General features: G+C 37.5%; 16 protein-coding genes and 1 other annotated feature. Of the genes, 13 read left to right on the top strand and 3 right to left on the bottom strand.

Going from position 1 to position 18360, the window contains the following annotated elements; genetic code table 11:
* The first annotated feature begins 10 nt into the window (after nucleotides 1-10).
* Nucleotides 11-925 carry an oligopeptide ABC transporter permease gene (gene opp4C, locus SCI76_RS10500; protein WP_013081753.1) on the top strand — a complete coding sequence of 305 codons (915 nt, stop codon included), beginning with the start codon at nucleotides 11-13 and terminating at the stop codon, nucleotides 923-925.
* Nucleotides 926-1224: 299 nt separating this feature from the next.
* Nucleotides 1225-1974, top strand: a complete 750-nt coding sequence (locus tag SCI76_RS10495; RefSeq protein ID WP_028412368.1) for a YjbA family protein — start codon at nucleotides 1225-1227, stop codon at nucleotides 1972-1974.
* A 29-nt stretch (nucleotides 1975-2003) separates the two neighbouring features.
* Here SCI76_RS10495 and trpS read toward each other — a convergent pair whose 3' ends face one another.
* On the bottom strand, nucleotides 2004-2993 hold the full coding sequence (trpS, locus tag SCI76_RS10490) for a tryptophan--tRNA ligase (RefSeq protein ID WP_028412367.1): 990 nt from the start codon (nucleotides 2991-2993) through the stop codon (nucleotides 2004-2006).
* A gap of 76 nt (nucleotides 2994-3069) precedes the next feature.
* Nucleotides 3070-3274: a binding site (T-box leader), on the bottom strand.
* Nucleotides 3275-3940: 666 nt separating this feature from the next.
* Here trpS and SCI76_RS10485 point away from each other — a divergent pair.
* The 5 genes from SCI76_RS10485 to SCI76_RS10465 all read left to right on the top strand — a co-directional run bounded on the left by SCI76_RS10485 (nucleotide 3941) and on the right by SCI76_RS10465 (nucleotide 9553).
* Complete coding sequence (locus SCI76_RS10485; RefSeq protein WP_048021975.1) at nucleotides 3941-5587, top strand: peptide ABC transporter substrate-binding protein; 1647 nt, start codon at nucleotides 3941-3943, stop codon at nucleotides 5585-5587.
* 97 nt (nucleotides 5588-5684) lie between these two features.
* Entirely contained in the window at nucleotides 5685-6620 is a 936-nt protein-coding gene (locus SCI76_RS10480; RefSeq protein ID WP_013055415.1) for an ABC transporter permease, read from the top strand.
* A gap of 2 nt (nucleotides 6621-6622) precedes the next feature.
* A complete protein-coding gene (locus SCI76_RS10475) occupies nucleotides 6623-7549 on the top strand; it encodes an ABC transporter permease (RefSeq protein WP_014461585.1) in 927 nt (308 codons plus the stop codon).
* Between the two features lie 14 nt (nucleotides 7550-7563).
* A complete protein-coding gene (locus SCI76_RS10470) occupies nucleotides 7564-8634 on the top strand; it encodes an ABC transporter ATP-binding protein (protein ID WP_028407470.1) in 1071 nt (356 codons plus the stop codon).
* Between the two features lies 1 nt (nucleotide 8635).
* Nucleotides 8636-9553: an ABC transporter ATP-binding protein gene (locus SCI76_RS10465; protein ID WP_048021978.1), complete on the top strand. Its 918-nt coding sequence runs from the start codon at nucleotides 8636-8638 to the stop codon at nucleotides 9551-9553.
* Between the two features lie 280 nt (nucleotides 9554-9833).
* Here the strand turns inward: SCI76_RS10465 and SCI76_RS10460 are convergent, their stop codons facing one another.
* Nucleotides 9834-10409 carry an N-acetyltransferase gene (locus SCI76_RS10460; protein WP_048021980.1) on the bottom strand — a complete coding sequence of 192 codons (576 nt, stop codon included), beginning with the start codon at nucleotides 10407-10409 and terminating at the stop codon, nucleotides 9834-9836.
* A 435-nt stretch (nucleotides 10410-10844) separates the two neighbouring features.
* On the opposite strand from SCI76_RS10460, the gene SCI76_RS10455 reads away from it, so the two are divergent.
* The 6 genes from SCI76_RS10455 to madM all read left to right on the top strand — a co-directional run bounded on the left by SCI76_RS10455 (nucleotide 10845) and on the right by madM (nucleotide 17383).
* Entirely contained in the window at nucleotides 10845-12209 is a 1365-nt protein-coding gene (locus SCI76_RS10455; protein ID WP_028412362.1) for an amino acid permease, read from the top strand.
* A 487-nt stretch (nucleotides 12210-12696) separates the two neighbouring features.
* Complete coding sequence (locus tag SCI76_RS10450; protein ID WP_047751651.1) at nucleotides 12697-14100, top strand: amino acid permease; 1404 nt, start codon at nucleotides 12697-12699, stop codon at nucleotides 14098-14100.
* A gap of 419 nt (nucleotides 14101-14519) precedes the next feature.
* Nucleotides 14520-14918, top strand: coding sequence for a transcriptional regulator SpxA (spxA, locus tag SCI76_RS10445; protein ID WP_013055422.1), 399 nt, complete (start codon nucleotides 14520-14522; stop codon nucleotides 14916-14918).
* Between the two features lie 201 nt (nucleotides 14919-15119).
* A complete protein-coding gene (locus SCI76_RS10440) occupies nucleotides 15120-16016 on the top strand; it encodes a LysR family transcriptional regulator (protein WP_048021985.1) in 897 nt (298 codons plus the stop codon).
* 195 nt (nucleotides 16017-16211) lie between these two features.
* Nucleotides 16212-16625, top strand: a complete 414-nt coding sequence (gene madL, locus SCI76_RS10435) for a malonate transporter subunit MadL (RefSeq protein WP_048021987.1) — start codon at nucleotides 16212-16214, stop codon at nucleotides 16623-16625.
* Complete coding sequence (gene madM / locus SCI76_RS10430; protein WP_033578049.1) at nucleotides 16622-17383, top strand: malonate transporter subunit MadM; 762 nt, start codon at nucleotides 16622-16624, stop codon at nucleotides 17381-17383. Before madL ends, madM begins: the two co-directional genes overlap by 4 nt.
* A gap of 96 nt (nucleotides 17384-17479) precedes the next feature.
* Here madM and SCI76_RS10425 read toward each other — a convergent pair whose 3' ends face one another.
* Complete coding sequence (locus SCI76_RS10425; RefSeq protein ID WP_028412357.1) at nucleotides 17480-18145, bottom strand: TerC family protein; 666 nt, start codon at nucleotides 18143-18145, stop codon at nucleotides 17480-17482.
* Nucleotides 18146-18360 lie beyond the last annotated feature (215 nt).

Genomic DNA, 18360 nt, shown 5'->3' with positions numbered 1-18360 from the left:
AGGAGAAAGTATGGAAATTGTAACGAAAAAAGATGTACAGCCAGAAGTGAATATGAAAGCTCCTAAAAACCTTTCTCCATGGGCGATTGCGCGAAAGAAGTTTGTAAAAAATAAACTAGCCATGATAAGTTTGGCTTTCATGATTGTGATTACGCTTCTTGCTATTTTTGCACCTCTGCTTACAAAAGCAGATATTACACGTATCGACTATATGGCGATGAATGCAGCGCCTTCCAGTGAGCATTGGTTTGGAACGGATACAAATGGTCGAGACGTATTTGCACGTACATTGTATGGAGGAAGAACTTCGTTACTGATTGGAGTTGCTTGTACAACACTCGTTATTTTAATCGGAACTCTTATTGGTTCGATTGCGGGTTATTACGGAGGCAAAGTGGACCAATTCTTAATGCGTTTTACAGACTTTGTCTTAAACTTTCCGCTCATTGTTTTTGTTGTAGTGTTAAATACAATTCTAATTGGAAAAATCTCAGGCGTTTGGACGCTCATCCTAGTTGTTAGTTTCCTAAGCTGGGGAAGTACGGCCCGGCTGGTGCGAAGCAAAGTCTTGGCTGAAAAAGAAAATGAATATGTGCTTTCAGCTGTTTCCATTGGGTGCAGCCCGTTTAAAATCATCTTCAAACATTTGCTGCCAAATGTGTTTTCAACGATTGTGGTTCAAGCCAGTTTGCAGATGGCCATCCTTATCGTGTTTGAGTCAGCGATTAGCTTTATCGGTTTTGGCGTGCCGGCTGATACGCCGAGCTGGGGGAATATGCTGACAGAAGCAAGGGAATCAGATGTGCTGCAGAATAAGCCTTGGATGTGGGTTCCGCCAGGTTTAGCTATTACATTTACGATCCTGGCTATCAACTTCATTGGTGAAGGATTAAAAGATGCTTTAAATCCAAAATCTCTTCGTTAAAAATCTATCACAAAAGTGTGATAGATTTTTTTAGGTTTGTCAGACCTCCTGACAAACCTATTATTATAGAAGAAACTCGGATTTTTTCTGCTTATAGGGGTGGATATAGTTCATGAAGCCTGTAGCAATCATTAGCACTGGCGTTATGTCTGAGCCTCGAAATAAGTGCATTTGCATAATAACCAAAAACGAAGGTATTTTACAATTAATTTTTAGAAAAATAACATCATTTGGAATAAAAATTCCTTTCTCTGCCTATACTGATGGATAACAAACAGATAGTAAGTGAGGGGTAAATTATGCTATATCTTCATGATGTATGGGTTAATTGGTTTGAAGGCGAAGAAAACGGTTATAATGTGTGTCATTTCCATGAGTGGAGAAAAGACGATTGTGTAGAACTGCTCGATCAAGCACCGTTATTAAAAGTAAATCCGCTTTTATTTCATTACATTGAAAATGATCTTTCCGAGCTACCTCAACAACTACTACAAGATGTCTATCAGAAAGCATACATTCGGAAAAATCATGAGCGCACGCAGGTTGAATATTGTTTTATTGTTACAGATGGAACGAATATTTTAGCAATTGATACGATGGGCTATCATATCCCAATTCGAAAAAGCCGCTTAATTCCAAGACAAGAACAGTTAGTTTATGAGATGATTGCGGATCAAGAAGAGCTAGAATACAAGTTCAGTGAAGACGAGCTAACTAAAAAAGAGCATCATATTCTTTCGCCGTCTCCTGAAACGATGAGAGGGCTAACACGTAAAGAACGTCAGCTAAAACAGCTGTTATTTATGGCACTTGATCAGCTACATACAACAAAAAATACAGCTCAAATCCGCTACTGGTACACAGAGTGGAATCCAACGAAATACGAAGACATTCAAGAGATGCCGTTTCAAGACGTATGGAATCAGCTATACGATGAAACGAAGTCAGGGTGGTCACCGAAACATAAATTATTATGCGAGCGCTTAGTAAAAGGACAACCTTTCTTTGAAAAACTTTGGGAAATTGAACAAGAGCCAAAAGTGAATTAAAAAAACGACTGCATAGCAGTCGTTTTTTTTTAACGTTTACGGCCAATTCCCATTGCGTTTCGCATTTTGCGAAGCATTTTATTAGCCGTTGCATTTGCTTTATCGGCACCTTGATCTAAAATATCATCTAACTCGCTAGAATCAACTAATTCATAATATCTTTCTTGAATTGGAGCAAGTGCTTCAGCTACTACTTTAGCTGTGTCAGCTTTAAAGTCACCATAACCTTTGCCTTCGTACATTGCTTCAATGTCTTCGATTGATTTATTTGCTAGGATTGAATAAATGCTTAATAAGTTTGAAATACCTGGCTTATTTTCTTTATCGTAGCGAACAATACCTTCTGAATCCGTTACGGCACTTTTGATTTTCTTTTCAATCGTTTTAGCGTCATCCAAGAGCGTAATAAAAGCTTTTTGGTTTGGATCGGACTTGCTCATTTTTTTCGTAGGATCTTGAAGAGACATGACGCGTGCGCCCACTTTTGGAATACGTACTTCAGGAATAGTGAAGATATCATTGTATTTTTTGTTAAAGCGCTCAGCTAAGTCACGCGTTAATTCTAAATGCTGCTTTTGATCTTCACCAACTGGAACCAAATCGGTGTTGTATAAAAGAATATCAGCTGCCATTAGTGGAGGATAAGTTAATAATCCTGCTGATACTGCTTCTTTTCCAGCGGACTTATCTTTAAACTGAGTCATACGCTCAAGTTCACCGATATACGCTACGCACTGTAACATCCATCCTGCTTCCGTGTGGGCGGGCACTTCTGATTGAATAAATAAAGTTGATTTTGCTGGATCAATTCCTACTGCTACATACAGAGCAGCAAGGCTGCGAATGTTTTTACGAAGTGCTAAACGGTCTTGAGGCGCTGTAATTGCATGCTGATCTACAATACAAAAATGACAGTTATAGTCATGTTGAAGTTCAACAAATTGCTTCATCGCTCCAATGTAGTTACCTAAAGTGATTGTACCGCTTGGTTGAATACCTGAAAAAATTGTTTTCATCAAATCTTCCTTTCATCTGCACATATATGATGCTAGTTTACGTATACAACATAAAAAGGCCCATCCGCTCCTAGCATAAGCTAGGGGCGAATGGACCGCGTTGCCACCCTAATTAGCACACATTATTGTGAACTATCTTTATTCATGTAACGTTGAGATCAACGTTCAAGCTTTGCACTTGAAAGCTCCAAAGTCCATTCTGCAGGTTTCAATGTTTGTTCTCACCAGCCACAAACTCTCTAAAAATGAAAATTCTGCATACTACTCTTTTTCACAGCTTTAATTATATAGTTATTCGTTATTATAACGCGAAAAAGCAGGAATTTAAACATCTTATCGCTAAAAAGTTTTATAAGACAATTTACTGGAATTTTTCTTCGGCAAAAAAAGACAAGAACCTTTTAATTAAAGCATTTCTTGATGAAAATTTGGTGGAGGATTTGGTAAAAATCTTTTATTTAGTATTTCTAATGCCTTTGTAATACTATTGTAATACCTATACTACAAAAAAGATTTTAGACGTCTGACAAGTAGGCACAATCCTTATAAGATAAGGTTTTTTCCCTCATGACAAAAAAATACCATTAAATAATAGTATTGCAATAAATTTTTAAAATATTTATAATAGGCGTAACAAACATATTTTTTACAAAGGTATTACAATTTCTTAATTTTTCAGAAAAAACAAAATAGCCAATGTTTTGTTTCAATTAGCGAATTTTGTAATGAATGAGTCTTCTACATATTAAGCGCATACATTGGATTTACAGCATGTAAACAATTGATGACAGTTTCATAGGGTAGAAGAATAATTTTGCAGTGAGGTCTTTAACGCTCTACTACGTGAAAAAATAACTGATTATTTTGTATTGAAAGAGGATTAAGAAATTAGTGTATATCAAAAAAATATGGTTGCCACACAAACAAAATTTAATAGGGGGTAACACGCAATGAAGAAAAGGTTGTCAATTCTTTTCAGTTTGCTGCTTGTCATGAGCTTGTTTTTAGCTGCATGTGGATTTAACAAAGAATCTGGTGGCAGTGAAAATGCTAGCAGTGATGGCGGCGACAAGAAAAAAGAGCAAGAGCTTCGCGTAAACATTAAAACTGAGCCTTTCTCACTGAACCCAGGCTTAGCTAATGATTCAACGTCATCAAACGTATTATTACAAACATTTGAAGGTTTAACTCGTATTGGTAAAGATGGAAAACCTGAAAATGCCATGGCGAAAGATGTAAAGGTCAGCGATGATCAAACTAAATATACGTTTACGATTCGCGACGATGCAAAATGGTCAAACGGTGACCCTGTAACAGCAAAAGATTTCGAATATGCATGGAAATGGGCGTTAGATCCTAAAAACGAATCTCAATATGCATATCAATTATACTATGTTAAAAATGCACAGGCTGCTAATGAAGGAAAAGGTTCATTAGATGACGTTGCGGTTAAAGCAACAGATGATAAAACGCTTGAGGTAACATTAGAAAACCCAACGCCATATTTCTTAGAATTAACAGCTTTCTATACGTACTTCCCAGTGAATACGAAAATTGCTGAATCAAATGAAAAATGGTACACAAATGCAGGCGAAAACTATACGTCAAACGGTCCTTTCAAGCTTAAAGCTTGGAAACATAATGACAAAATTGAGTTAGTTCCTAATGAAAACTATTGGGATAAAGATGCTGTAAAACTTAAAAAAGTTGAAATGTACATGATCAATGATAACAACACTGAGCTTTCAATGTTCAAAAACGGTGAATTAGACTGGGCGGGTATGCCTACCGGTCAATTACCAGCTGATGCACTTCCTGAATTAAAGAAAGACGGTTCATTAAACATTCAAGAGATTGCAGGTACTTACTGGTACAAGTTTAATACAGAACAAAAACCTTTAGACAATGTGAACATTCGTAAAGCATTAGCTTATGCAATTGATCGTAAAGGTATTACAGAACAAATTACAAAAGACGGTTCAGTTCCAGCGATGGCGGCTGTACCACCAACAATGTTTGAAGATAACAAAAAAGGCTACTTCAAAGACAATGATGTGAAAAAAGCAAAAGAATATTTAGAAAAAGGCTTGAAAGAAATGGGCCTTAAAGATGCTTCAGAACTACCAGCAATTAAGGTTTCATACAACACGGATGAAAAACATGCAAAAATTGCACAAGCTGTTCAAGATATGTGGAAGAAAAACCTTGGTATTAAAGTACAGTTAGACAACTCTGAGTGGGCTGTTTACATTGAAAAGTTACACCAAGGAGATTATCAAGTTGGGCGTATGGGCTGGTTAGGAGACTTTAACGATCCAATCAACTTCCTAGAGTTATTCCGTGACAAAAAAGGCGGAAACAATGATACAAACTGGGAAAATCCAGAATATAAAAAGTTATTAATTGACTCTCAAAAAGAAACAGACCCTAAAAAACGTCAGGCAATGTTGAAAAAAGCAGAAGGTATCTTCATGGATGAAATGCCAGTGGCACCAATCTACTTCTACACAAATGCTTGGGTACAAGACAAGCAGCTGAAAGATGTTGTGATGTCTGGTCTTGGAGACATTCAGATTAAGTGGGCTCATTTTGAGTAAGTAACATCAATTATGACAAAGGGTATATGGGGCCTGGTGCTCCATATACTTTTCTTTCTTGTGCGCGAATTTTGTAAAAATATGGAGGTGTGTCAGGGTGTTCAAATATATAGGAAAACGACTTATTTATATGTTTCTATCATTATGGCTGATCGTAACAGCGACCTTTTTCTTAATGCGTGCTGTTCCAGGAGGTCCATTCACATCAGAAAAGCAGCTTCCCCCTGAAATTCAAAAAAATCTAAATCAGTATTACGGTTTAGATCAGCCTTGGTACCATCAGTACTTTGATTACTTAACATCAATTTTAAAGTGGGATTTTGGTCCATCTTTCAAATATAAAGGCCAAACGGTAAATGATTTGATTAACGGCGGATTCCCTGTTTCATTCATGCTAGGGATGGAAGCTATTTTAATAGCGATTGCTATTGGCGTAGTACTAGGTGTTATTGCTGCTTTAAAACATAATAAGTGGCAAGATTACACGGCGATGGTTATTGCAGTTCTAGGAATCTCAGTTCCAAGTTTTATCATGGCAGCGGTATTACAATACGTTCTGGCTATGAAACTACAAATTTTTCCGGTTGCACGCTGGGAATCTTGGGCACACACGGTGTTACCAGCTCTCGCGCTTGCTTCAACCCCTATGGCGTTTATCGCACGATTAACTCGGTCGAGTATGCTTGAAGTATTAAGCAATGATTATATTCGTACAGCGAAAGCAAAAGGTTTAAGCAGAGGCGTTATTACAGTTAAGCACGCCATGCGAAATGCGATGCTTCCAGTCGTATCCTATATGGGACCTTTAGTAGCAGGGATTTTAACGGGTAGCTTTGTTATTGAAAAAATATTTGGTATCCCGGGATTAGGTTCACACTTTGTACTCAGTATCTCAAACCGAGATTATACAACGATTATGGGCGTAACGGTGTTCTACAGTATTTTACTACTTTTTTGTATCTTGCTTGTAGATATTGCATACGGCTTCATTGACCCTCGAATTAAACTTACAGGTGCTAAGAAAGGAGAGTAACTATGCAGCAACTTCCGAAAATTCCTAAAGAAATGTTTGAAACAGCAGGGATTGACCACGCTCAGGCAGAAAAGATTGAAAAACCGAGTCTTTCATTCTGGCAAGATGTTTTTATTCGTTTTCGCAAAAATAAGCTTGCTATGTTTGGTGTAGTACTAATGGTTCTCCTTGTTTTTATGGCTATATTTGGTCCATTGATGGTGAAATATGATTATGCAACCAATGATTTGCTGAATGCTAATCAGGCTCCATCTTCTGAGCACTGGTTCGGTACAGATGAATTAGGGCGTGATGTTTTTGCTCGTACGTGGGAAGGCGCTCGTATTTCATTATTTATCGGGTTAGCAGCAGCTTTAATTGATTTATTCATCGGCGTAGTTTGGGGAAGCATCTCTGGATACCGCGGCGGCCGTACGGATGAAACAATGATGCGTGTTGCGGATATCTTATATGGTGTTCCTTACCTTTTACTGGTTATTATTTTAATGGTTATGCTTGGCCAAGGGTTAGGTACGATGATCTTGGCGATGACCATTACCGGCTGGATTAACATGGCCCGTATTGTACGTGGACAAGTATTGCAGTTGAAAAATCAAGAGTACGTAATGGCTTCACAAACATTAGGAGCAACAACAAAGCGTATTTTATTTAAACATCTTATTCCGAATGCAACAGGTCCAATTTTAGTAACAATGACACTAACGATTCCTTCAGCAATCTTTACAGAAGCATTTTTAAGCTACTTGGGACTAGGCGTTCCGGCACCGCTTGCAAGCTGGGGAACAATGGCTTCAGAAGGCTTACCTGCTTTGGAATACTATCCTTGGCGCTTATTTTTCCCAGGTTTGTTTATCTGTTTAACAATCTTAGCGTTCAACGTAATTGGTGATGGATTACGAGATGCGTTAGATCCAAAACTACGTAAGTAAGGAAGTGAACTCATATGTCACGTTTATTAGAAGTAAAAAATTTAGCTGTATCATTTAAAACATATGGCGGAGAAGTTCAAGCTGTTCGCGGCGTTAACTTCCACTTAAATAAAGGTGAAACGCTAGCAATTGTTGGTGAGTCAGGATCTGGTAAAAGTGTAACTTCACAAACAATCATGCGCCTTATCCCGATGCCTCCTGGCCGAATTAAAAGCGGTGAAATGCTGTTTGACGGCATTGATTTAGCAAAGAAAACGGATAAAGAAATGGAAGCTATTCGCGGTAAGGATATTGGTATGATTTTCCAAGATCCGATGACTTCTTTAAATCCAACAATGAAGGTTGGAGCTCAAATTGGTGAAGTCGTAATCAAGCATTCCAAAGTATCTAAAGCGGAAGCGAAAAAACGTGCAGTCGAGTTATTAACGCTTGTAGGCATTCCTTTTCCAGAACAGCGTGTGAATCAATATCCGCATGAATTCAGCGGAGGGATGAGACAGCGTGTTGTCATTGCGATGGCTCTTGCTTCTAATCCGAAATTACTGATTGCTGATGAACCAACAACGGCGCTTGATGTAACAATTCAAGCTCAAATTTTAGAGCTGATGAAAGACATTCAGAAAAAAACGGATACATCTATTATCTTTATCACCCATGATCTTGGTGTAGTAGCAAATGTAGCAGATCGAGTAGCCGTTATGTACGCTGGTCAAATTGTTGAAACGGGCACAGTGGATGAAGTGTTTTACGACCCAAAACATCCGTATACGTGGGGACTGCTAGCTTCTATGCCAAGCTTAGATAACGAGGCGGAAGAAGAGCTGGCTGCTATTCCTGGAACGCCGCCAGATTTAACGAATCCTCCAAAGGGAGATGCATTTGCAGCGCGAAATCCGTACGCAATGAAAATTGATTTTGAGCAAGAACCTCCAATGTTCAAAATATCGGATACGCACTATGCAAAAACATGGCTCTTACATCCCGATGCACCAAAAGTAGAGCCGCCTGCTTCAGTTCAGCGCCGCATGCGTAAAGTTGATAATGTATACAGTACACCTGTACTCGTAGCGAAGGATGGTGAATAACATGACAGATAAATTATTAGAGATTAAAGGCTTAAAGCAACATTTTTTCACAAGTAAAGGAACAATTAAAGCGGTTGATGGTCTGACGTTTGACATCTTCCGCGGAGAGACGTTAGGTCTTGTAGGTGAATCTGGTTGCGGAAAGTCAACGACAGGCAGAACGATTATTCGTTTATATGACGCTACTAGCGGTGAGGTGCTATTTAATGGCGAAAATGTACATGGTCGCAAATCTCGCTCGGAGCTTAAAAAATTCAATCGTAAAATGCAAATGATTTTCCAAGATCCATATGCGTCACTTAACCCTCGTATGACCGTAGCAGATATCATAGCAGAAGGCATTGACATTCACGGTTTAGCTAAGACGAAAAAAGAGCGTATGGCAAAGGTTCACGAGCTTCTTGAAACAGTGGGGCTCAACAAAGAACATGCAAATCGCTATCCACATGAGTTTAGTGGCGGCCAGCGTCAGCGTATCGGTATCGCAAGAGCACTGGCAGTAGAACCTGATTTTATCATCGCAGATGAACCAATCTCAGCTTTGGATGTATCTATACAAGCTCAAGTTGTTAACTTAATGAAGAAGTTACAGCGTGAACGTGGACTAACCTATTTATTTATCGCCCATGATTTGTCAATGGTAAAATACATTAGTGACCGCATCGGCGTTATGTACAGAGGTAAGATTGTAGAGCTTGCACCAAGTGATGAACTTTATCGAAACCCTGTTCATCCATATACAAAAGCGTTGCTTTCAGCTATTCCGCTTCCCGATCCTGACAGTGAAAAAACGCGTCAGCGCAAAATTTATGATCCAAGTATCCATGATTATAACGGTGAAGAACCGGAGCTTAGAGAAGTATCTCCAGGTCACTACGTGTCTTGTTCTCAAGCAGAGTTTGCCGCATATACAACCTAACAAAAACGATCTCACAACGAGGTCGTTTTTTATTTAGTTATCAAAGAACGCTAAACTTTAAATTGGAAAAAACATGTAAGAACAAGTGACATTAGCGCTTTAAAGGTATTATACAATACAGGATTAGAAAATACTATTAAAAATTTTCAGAATTTTATATTTAAGACAAAATATCTATGTTAAAACCTTATAACTAAAGGAATATAAGTGATTAATAATGTTTTGTGTTGAATAATAATTCATAAATATAAAAGAAGGTAGACGTATGCCTACCTTCTTTTTATAAATCTGCTAAGATATCGCCGTCTTTACGATTTTTGTCAATTTTTAATACTTGATCTGCCGGCTGATAAGACGCACCATATATTTCTTTGTCTTTGTACGTATGAATTAACTCGTACGTTTTTTTCATTTTATTTAAAATGCTTTCCTCTGTTTCAGAGGTAGGAGACCAGTATAGAATTTCCATCTGATTAACTTCATTTGTAGCTAATGAGCGGCGGTTATAGCCGATTGTTTGAGCATGCTTAAAGTCTGCACGTTTATAAAAATGCAGTCTTTTTGCTGAGTCTGAATCTTTATAGTCTATAGGCTCTACTTCTAGGATAATTGGTTTGTTATGTTGTTTTAACTCATTAATTAATTTACCGCCAAGCCCTTGACCTCTAGCGTCTTTTGAAACAAAGAGGTAATCAATAAAGATAAATTGGTCTGTTTCTACGTACATTAATACGTGATGAGGTCCTTCATTTTTATGATAAATATCGCTGCGTTCTTGTAAAAGCGTTTCGATATGCTTCTTTGATTTCATTTCTTCAATGGGAAAATATTGACTTAGTTTTTCATACCAATTCATAGCACCCTCCTACTGATCTTTTCATGATGATGTTCATAATAGTGTTTAAACAGTTATCTTATCTTTACCCTTTTTAGGGAAAAATAAGCATCTATAATTGAAAATAAGGAAAAATAATAGATTTATTATTCTTAATAGTTAGAAAATTATAGCGGAATAAAAACATATAATGTGAAAAATGGTTTTTATTATATTTTTATTGTAAGTTTATTTGTGAAAAACACAAAAAACTATCGCATTTTTTGTGATTTTTGATAAAATGAACAAAGTGAAGTTTTTTTAATATTGTATTTTATAGATGTGATAGCGGTAAAAATGCAGGTGTGGAACTTGCAATATCAGATTTTTAGTACATACACTGTCTAGAATTATTTGTTTGAAAAATAAGTTAATTAGCCGCTATTAAATGAAATGGACATGTTAGGAGAGAGAATTATGCAAGGGAACACGCAAGAAAAAGAATTAAGCCGTGGACTTGAGGAAAGACATATTAGCTTAATGTCTTTAGGCGCAGCTATCGGAGTTGGACTGTTTTTAGGTTCTGCATCCGCTATTCGGTTAGCAGGTCCTGGTATTCTTATCATGTATGGAATCAGTGGTCTTATTATGTTTTTTATTATGAGAGCGTTAGGTGAAATGGCAGTACAAAATCCAGTAGCCGGTTCTTTTAGTAAGTATGCTAACGATTATTTGGGACCACTAGCTGGTTATTTAACAGGCTGGAACTACTGGTTTATGTGGATTATTACATGTATGGCTGAAATTACAGCCGTTGGAGTATATATGGATTTTTGGTTCCCGGGTGTGCCCCAGTGGATATGGGCACTTGCAGCGCTCGTTATCATGACAGGCGTTAACTTTTTAGCTGTAAAAGCATATGGTGAACTAGAGTTTTGGTTTTCTCTTATTAAAGTAGTAACGATTATCCTTATGATTGTGCTTGGTCTAGGCATGATTATCTTTGGAATTGGAAATGGCGGCATTGCAACAGGAATCAGTAATTTATGGAATCACGGTGGCTTTTTCCCGAATGGTATGAAAGGTGTTCTTCTATCACTTCAAATGGTTATGTTTGCTTACCTCGGTATTGAAATGATTGGGGTAACAGCAGGAGAGGTGAAAAATCCGGAAAAGACGTTAACAAAAGCAATTGATAATGTACTGTGGAGAATTTTGATTTTTTACATCGGAGCTTTGTTTGTTATTATGTCTATTTATCCTTGGCCAGAGATCGGAACACAAGGAAGCCCATTTGTTTTAACATTTGATAAAGCTGGAATTCCCGCTGCAGCAGGGATTATAAACTTTGTAGTGTTAACAGCGGCTTTATCTTCTTGTAACAGTGGGATTTTTAGTACAGGCCGTATGTTATTTAATTTAGCTCAGCACGGGGAAGCACCAAAACGCTATGCCAATTTAACAAAAGGCGGCGTGCCTGGTGCAGCAGTTATTGCTTCAGCTGTTGTACTGCTACTCGGAGTTGGCTTAAACTATGTTGTTCCTGATAAGGTGTTCACGTGGGTGACAAGTATCGCTACTATTGGAGCGATTTGGACATGGGGCATTATTTTACTTTCTCAAATTCGCTTCCGCAGAGGATTAAGCGATCAGCAGGTAAGTGATTTAAAATATAAGCTTCCGTTTTTCCCGTATACGTCGTATCTCGCTCTTGCTTTCTTAGCGGGGGTAGTAGTGGTGATGGGTTTCTCCTCTGATACAAGAATAGCCCTTATTGTAGGTCCAATATGGTTTATTTTGTTGGTTATTATTTACTATTCAAAAGGTTTTCATAAAAGATAAAAAATAAGGCTGAGACAAACCTATTTTTGTTGAAGGGAAATCCGAACGCGTTGAATTCTTGATTAAGAATCTAACGCGTTCGGATTTTTTTATTTGTAGGGTGAACGTAGGTTTACTGTATGTAGGGGCTTCTAGCTGTTGATTGGAGGACAAGGCGAAGACTTCTGCGGGAAAAACGAGACAGGCTCACCGGCCGCCCGCGGAAAGCGAAGTCTTGCATGGAAATGAACAGCGGTGTCACAAGCGCAATCCACACGAGCTCATATATCCCGTCTGTTCATCTATAGATGAATGGAGTTATGTCTCAGCCGCATTTTTTTCCAAAAGAAAATGAAGGATTTATTATTTCACTTTTTGCTTTAGTGTGCTAATATATTATATTGTTAAACAAATGAAGAAATAAATAATTTCTATGTTTTAATAGATTAGCATCGAGCTTTCTATGTCAAAAGTTTAAGCTTTTAGAAGGCAAAAGGAGACACAGCAAATGAAAGACAAAAAATGGGGACTTTGGTTTTTAACAGCCTTTGTAGTTGGTAATATGGTAGGCGGCGGAGTATTTATGCTTCCTTCTAATTTAGCAAACGTATCAAGTCCAATTGGTTCAACACTTGCTTGGATTGCAACAGGTCTTGGCGTGTTCATGATTGCTCTTGTGTTCGGGAACTTAGTTATGAGAAAGCCTGAATTAAAAGGAGGACCTCAAAGTTATGCAGCGAACCTTTTTTCATCGCCTAAAGCAGGTAAAGTAGCTGGGTATAGCATGGCTTGGGGTTATTGGGCAGCAAACTGGGCTGCAACAGCATCTGTCATCATATCGTTTGCGGGATATTTAACAACGTTCTTTCCAGTAATGGAGAGTAAGGATATTTTATTTTCAGTCGGAGATTTTCAATTAGAAGCTGGGAAATTTATTACGTTTTTAGTATGTTCTGTTGTATTATGGGGAATTCAAGCTATTTTGCAGCGAGATATCAATAGCGCCGGTAATATTAACTTTATCACAACGGCAGCTAAAATTATTGGATTCGGTTTATTTATTGTTGTGGCGCTATCGCTATTTAGCGCATCCAACCTCGTCAGTACAGAATTTGTTAATTCAAAGGGTATAAATGTAGGATTAGGAAGTCAGGTCAATGGAGCAGCCATTGCTACGCTGTGGGCATTTATCGGAATTGAATCAGCTGTACTGTTATCTAATCGTGCAAAATCACAAAAAGTAGTAAAGAAAGCAACGCTGCTTGGATTATTAATCTCAATGGTTATCTATGTGGGGATTACGCTTCTAGCTATGGGGATTCTTTCGACAGCTCAGCTTCAGCAGTCTCAAAAGCCTTTGGTAGATACGTTAGAAATGGTTATTGGACATAAAGGTGCTTACGTAATGGCCATTTTAGCACTTATATCTTTATTAGGTTCTACTGTTGGATGGATTGTTGTTAGTGCAGAAGTTCCTTATCAAGCAGCAAAATCAGGGTTGTTTCCACAGTGGTTTGCTAAAACGAATCAGAACAATAGTCCAGCCCGCTCACTAACATTAACAAATGGCTTAACACAGTTGTTTTTGTTTGCGACTATTTCAGGCACAGTTTCGCAAGCCTATAATTTCGCTATCGTTGTAGCTACTCTTGCCTATTTAGTTCCTTATTTCGTGACGACAGTTTATCAATTAAAGCTTATTGTGACGGGTGAGACGTACGACACGATTAAAGGATCGCGAGTAAAAGACGGAATTATTGCTTCGTTAGCACTTATTTATTCGCTATGGGTGATTAAGACAGGGACAGCTGATTTAAAAACATTTTTCCTAGGTATTGGCTTATTTGTAATCGGGCTTTTACTGTATCCTATCTTAATGAGACGAGGAAAAAGCACATCAGCTATTAAATAAATAAGAGATTATCTCAAAAGCTTTGCAGAAACGTCATTTCTTCTGCAAAGCTTTTTTAGTGACTGAAAAGTTCGAGGAATTTGTGAAAGAAAAAAATAATAAAAAAAATGAAACTAATCTACAGGTTTATTCGTAATAGTAGTGTGGTAAATAAATAATGAAGAAAATCGGTAATGAAAATAATGACAGTGAAGGAACGAACTAATGTACTAGTTCACTTTAAAAAGTATATCATTCCGATGAAGTTTATAGTATAATGCAAATAGATATTATTTTTTAAAAGTAATTATAAAGTAGTATCGATTTTCATTATCAGTCATTAAATATTTACACTCGTTGAAGTTTGTATAAAACAACATGATTTACAGTTCATGTTTTGAATGTTATGACCGATTATGATAGAAGGAGTGAAGGAGTAAATGGTTACATTATATACATCACCAAGTTGTACATCTTGTCGTAAAGCGAAAGCTTGGTTAGAGGAAAATGATATTGGATATACAGAGCGTAATATCTTTTCAGAGCCGTTATCAATCGATGAGATTAAAGAAATTTTACGTATGACAGAAGATGGAACAGATGAAATCATTTCAACACGTTCGAAAACTTTCCAAAAACTAGACGTTCAGGTAGACGCTATGCCTTTACAAGATTTGTATGAATTAATTCAGCAAAATCCTGGCTTATTGCGCCGTCCGATTATCATTGATGAAAAACGTCTACAAGTTGGTTATAATGAAGACGAGATCCGTCGTTTCTTACCACGTAAAGTGCGTACTTTCCAACTTCGCGAAGCTCAAAGACTTGTGAATGGTTAATTTTTATATTTGTCTGTTTAAGATTTAAATACGAAACCAACCAAGTAACGTTTGCTTGAAGTTGGTATATAAAAAATAAGCAGCAGGGAGCCAAATGGCCTCTGCTGCTTATTTTTTGTCGAAATAGCAGGGAAAATGAAGTATATATGTAATTAATAAAGAAAGAGAGTAATTAAACATATAAAAGTGGTGGTGAACGGATTGGAGCTTTTACAGCTAAAATATTTCCAAGTAGTTGCTAGACTAGAACATATCAGCAAAGCGGCTGAAGAGCTATACGTATCTCAGCCTGCGCTCAGCAAAACGATTTCACAGTTGGAAAAAGAGCTAGGCATTCGTTTGTTTGATCGAAACGGTAAATACATTAAATTAAATCGGTACGGTAAAGCGTTCTGTTCCAAAGTAGAACGTGCTTTAAAAACATTAGAAGACGCAAAGCATGAGCTAAAGGATATGTCGAACGATCCATGTGAAGAAATTCGTCTTGTTGTGTTAGCTAGTTCACATTTACTTCCAGAGCTATTAAGCAGGTTTCGTGAGCAATATCCTCAGGTGCGTTTTCGGCTAATGCAGCATTTGACTAATAGCTATTCACAGCCTGATTTTGATTTATGTATTTCAGCTTTTCCATTAACAACCCGTCATATCGAACATACTCCTTTACTTCGTGAATCGATTTTGCTTGCAGTCCCTCTTGATCATCATTTAGCCAAGCAATCACGTGTAAAGTTAAATGAACTTAAAAATGAAAAATTCATTGTGCTAAAGAAAGGGAAAGAGCTAAGAAAAATAACGGATGCGATTTGTAAGGAACAGAATTTTGTACCTCAAATTACGTTTGAAAGCGATGATCCAGCAACAGTGAGAGGTTTGATTAGAGCGAAGCAAGGAATAGGTTTTATTCCTGAAGTGACGTGGGGAGGTTCTACAGGAAAAGATGTAAAACTGCTAAAAATTGAAGAAGAAACATTTGAACGTACAATCTTTTTAGCTTGGAACAATGGAGGCTACGTGACGGATTTACAACAAATCTTCAGGCAGTTTGTGATTGATTATTTTAAACATTTACCCTCCGATATGCCTCATGAATACATATAAGAATCATGACTAAATGTCATGATTTTTATTTCTTTTTCGAATAAATCTAAAATGAACAGTAGAGAAAAACTGCATTATGTCATTTTTGATATAAGTATATAACTAAAAATGCATAGGTTATTCAACTTTTTTCCTTTACACTATTTTTAAACCATAAAGTAAACGCTTTCAATAATGGGTTGGGGAGGAAGTAATATGATAATCTTCGGTGTAGCGCTGCTGTCTATTTGCATGTTAATAGGAGTAATTGTAGGGGACGCATTAGGAGGGCTGATGGGAGTAGAAGCCAACGTTGGGGGAGTAGGGGTATCCATGCTTCTTCTTGTACTAGCGGTGGATTATTTAAAGAAGCAAAATAAGCTCCAAGTAAAATCTGAAGAAGGCATTGCTTTTTGGGGAGGAATTTATATTCCTATCGTGGTAGCGATGTCTGCACAGCAAAATGTTGTAGCTGCTCTTGATGGAGGAGGCATGGCGATTCTTGCAGGGGTGGTAGTAGTCGTAGTAGGCTTTTTATCCATACCATTTATCAGCAGAATAGGAGAGAAAGCGAAGGTGAAGGAACAAGAAATAGAGCTTTCTATTTTACCTAAGGAGCAGATAAAATGATGAATATGATTAAAGAAGGATTAGAAAATAACGGACTGATTACGGCATTTGCTATTATTGGGATTGTCATGTATATTGCTTATTTTTTATCAGATAAATTAACAAAAGGAAGAGTTCACGGATCTGCTATTGCTATTATGTTTGGATTAATTCTTGCTTATATCGGTGGAGTGAATACAGGAGGAGAAAAAGGGATTTCTGATATACAGTTATTTTCAGGAATTGGTTTAATGGGCGGGGGGATGCTGCGAGATTTTGCCATTATTGCTACTGCGTTCGGCGCCAATTTTAGCGAAGTCAAAAAAACGGGAATCAGCGGGATTACGGCTTTGTTTTTTGGGGTTTTCTATTCTTTTGTACTAGGTGTAATTATTGCTCTTTGTTTTGGGTATAGAGATCCCGTTGCTTTGACTACAATCGGAGGAGGAGCTGTGACCTATATTGTGGGACCGGTTTCTGGAACTGCGATTGGAGCCTCTTCTGATATTATCGCGTTAAGTATAGCTGTAGGATTAATTAAATCCATTTCAGTTATGATTTTGACACCGATATTTGCTAAGAAAATCAAATTAAACAATCCTCGTACAGCAATGATCTATGGAGGAGTTATGGGGACGACGAGCGGTGTAGCAGCTGGTTTAGCGGCGACAGATGTAAAACTTGTACCTTACGGAGCCATGACAGCTACATTTTATACAGGTCTTGGTTGCTTACTCGTACCATCTATTCTTTTTTTACTCACAGAGATTATTTTTTAAGTGTACAAAGTGTTTTATGAATAAAAGACTGCTGTGCTCATTAAACTAAAGAAAAGGCCATACTAAATAAAAATGTTTAGTATGGCCTTTTCTTTATCATTTAGTTGAACGAAAGCTATTAACAGCCATGCCGCTTATCAGCACAACAGCAATTGTTATAAACGGAATAAATGTTCCTAGAGATGTATGGTCTGCAAAGAATGAATGTAAGTTCTTTTCATGTCCAATCATATTTCCAGCAGTATAAGCTAAAATAGCTGCTCCGCCGTAAACAAGCAGGGGAAACCGTTCCATCAAATACAAAATGAGCTTGCTTCCCCAAACAATAATAGGGACGGATACGAGTAGTCCCGTGACAACCAAGATAATATTTCCATGAGCTGCGCCTGCCACAGCTATTACATTATCTAGTCCCATTACAATATCAGCAAATACAATTGTTCTCACAGCGGCGCCTAACGTCACACCTGCACGAATTGAAGATGCATCGTCACCTTCTGATACAAGAAGCTTAAAGGCAATGATCACTAATAAAAAACCGCCGATGAGCTGCAAGTAAGGAATAGTTAGTAAATAAACAGCTAAAATAGTAAGTACAATGCGAACGATCACAGCTAAGCCAGTCCCTAAAAAAATAGCTTTATTTCGTTGATGTTCAGGTAAATTGCGGCTTGCTAAGGCAATAACAATAGCGTTGTCTCCACCTAATACAATATCGATACCGATAATAAGAAGAATGGAGGTTATTAATTCTAAATCCAATAGTCTTCCCTCCCAATATGTAAGGATAAGTAGCTCATATTGCTTTATCTGTGTTCATTTTTAACAAAAAGCGTTCATAGGGTAAAGAGATTATGTATATAACAAAGTAAGGTGTAAGGCGGCTATGAGTTGTCAGAGTATTTTTTATTTCCTTTCTTTCGCATTTTGTCATAAAATAGATATACAAGGTTCACTCAAATAGTGTATGCTTGTAT

Source organism: Priestia sp. HNGD-A6 (assembly GCF_045784335.1).
GTDB lineage: Bacteria > Bacillota > Bacilli > Bacillales > Bacillaceae_H > Priestia > Priestia zanthoxyli.
The sequence above is the reverse complement of the archived record's forward strand: the minus strand, read 5'-3'. Positions and strand labels throughout refer to the sequence as shown.

Bases quoted from the DNA above. Each gene is read 5' to 3' on its own strand.
- opp4C (WP_013081753.1), top strand. From the start codon at position 11: ATGGAAATTGTAACGAAAAAAGATGTACAGCCAGAAGTGAATATGAAA.
- SCI76_RS10495 (WP_028412368.1), top strand. From the start codon at position 1,225: ATGCTATATCTTCATGATGTATGGGTTAATTGGTTTGAAGGCGAAGAA.
- SCI76_RS10485 (WP_048021975.1), top strand. From the start codon at position 3,941: ATGAAGAAAAGGTTGTCAATTCTTTTCAGTTTGCTGCTTGTCATGAGC.
- SCI76_RS10475 (WP_014461585.1), top strand. From the start codon at position 6,623: ATGCAGCAACTTCCGAAAATTCCTAAAGAAATGTTTGAAACAGCAGGG.
- SCI76_RS10470 (WP_028407470.1), top strand. From the start codon at position 7,564: ATGTCACGTTTATTAGAAGTAAAAAATTTAGCTGTATCATTTAAAACA.
- SCI76_RS10465 (WP_048021978.1), top strand. From the start codon at position 8,636: ATGACAGATAAATTATTAGAGATTAAAGGCTTAAAGCAACATTTTTTC.
- SCI76_RS10460 (WP_048021980.1), bottom strand. From the start codon at position 10,409: ATGAATTGGTATGAAAAACTAAGTCAATATTTTCCCATTGAAGAAATG.
- SCI76_RS10455 (WP_028412362.1), top strand. From the start codon at position 10,845: ATGCAAGGGAACACGCAAGAAAAAGAATTAAGCCGTGGACTTGAGGAA.
- SCI76_RS10450 (WP_047751651.1), top strand. From the start codon at position 12,697: ATGAAAGACAAAAAATGGGGACTTTGGTTTTTAACAGCCTTTGTAGTT.
- spxA (WP_013055422.1), top strand. From the start codon at position 14,520: ATGGTTACATTATATACATCACCAAGTTGTACATCTTGTCGTAAAGCG.
- madL (WP_048021987.1), top strand. From the start codon at position 16,212: ATGATAATCTTCGGTGTAGCGCTGCTGTCTATTTGCATGTTAATAGGA.
- madM (WP_033578049.1), top strand. From the start codon at position 16,622: ATGATGAATATGATTAAAGAAGGATTAGAAAATAACGGACTGATTACG.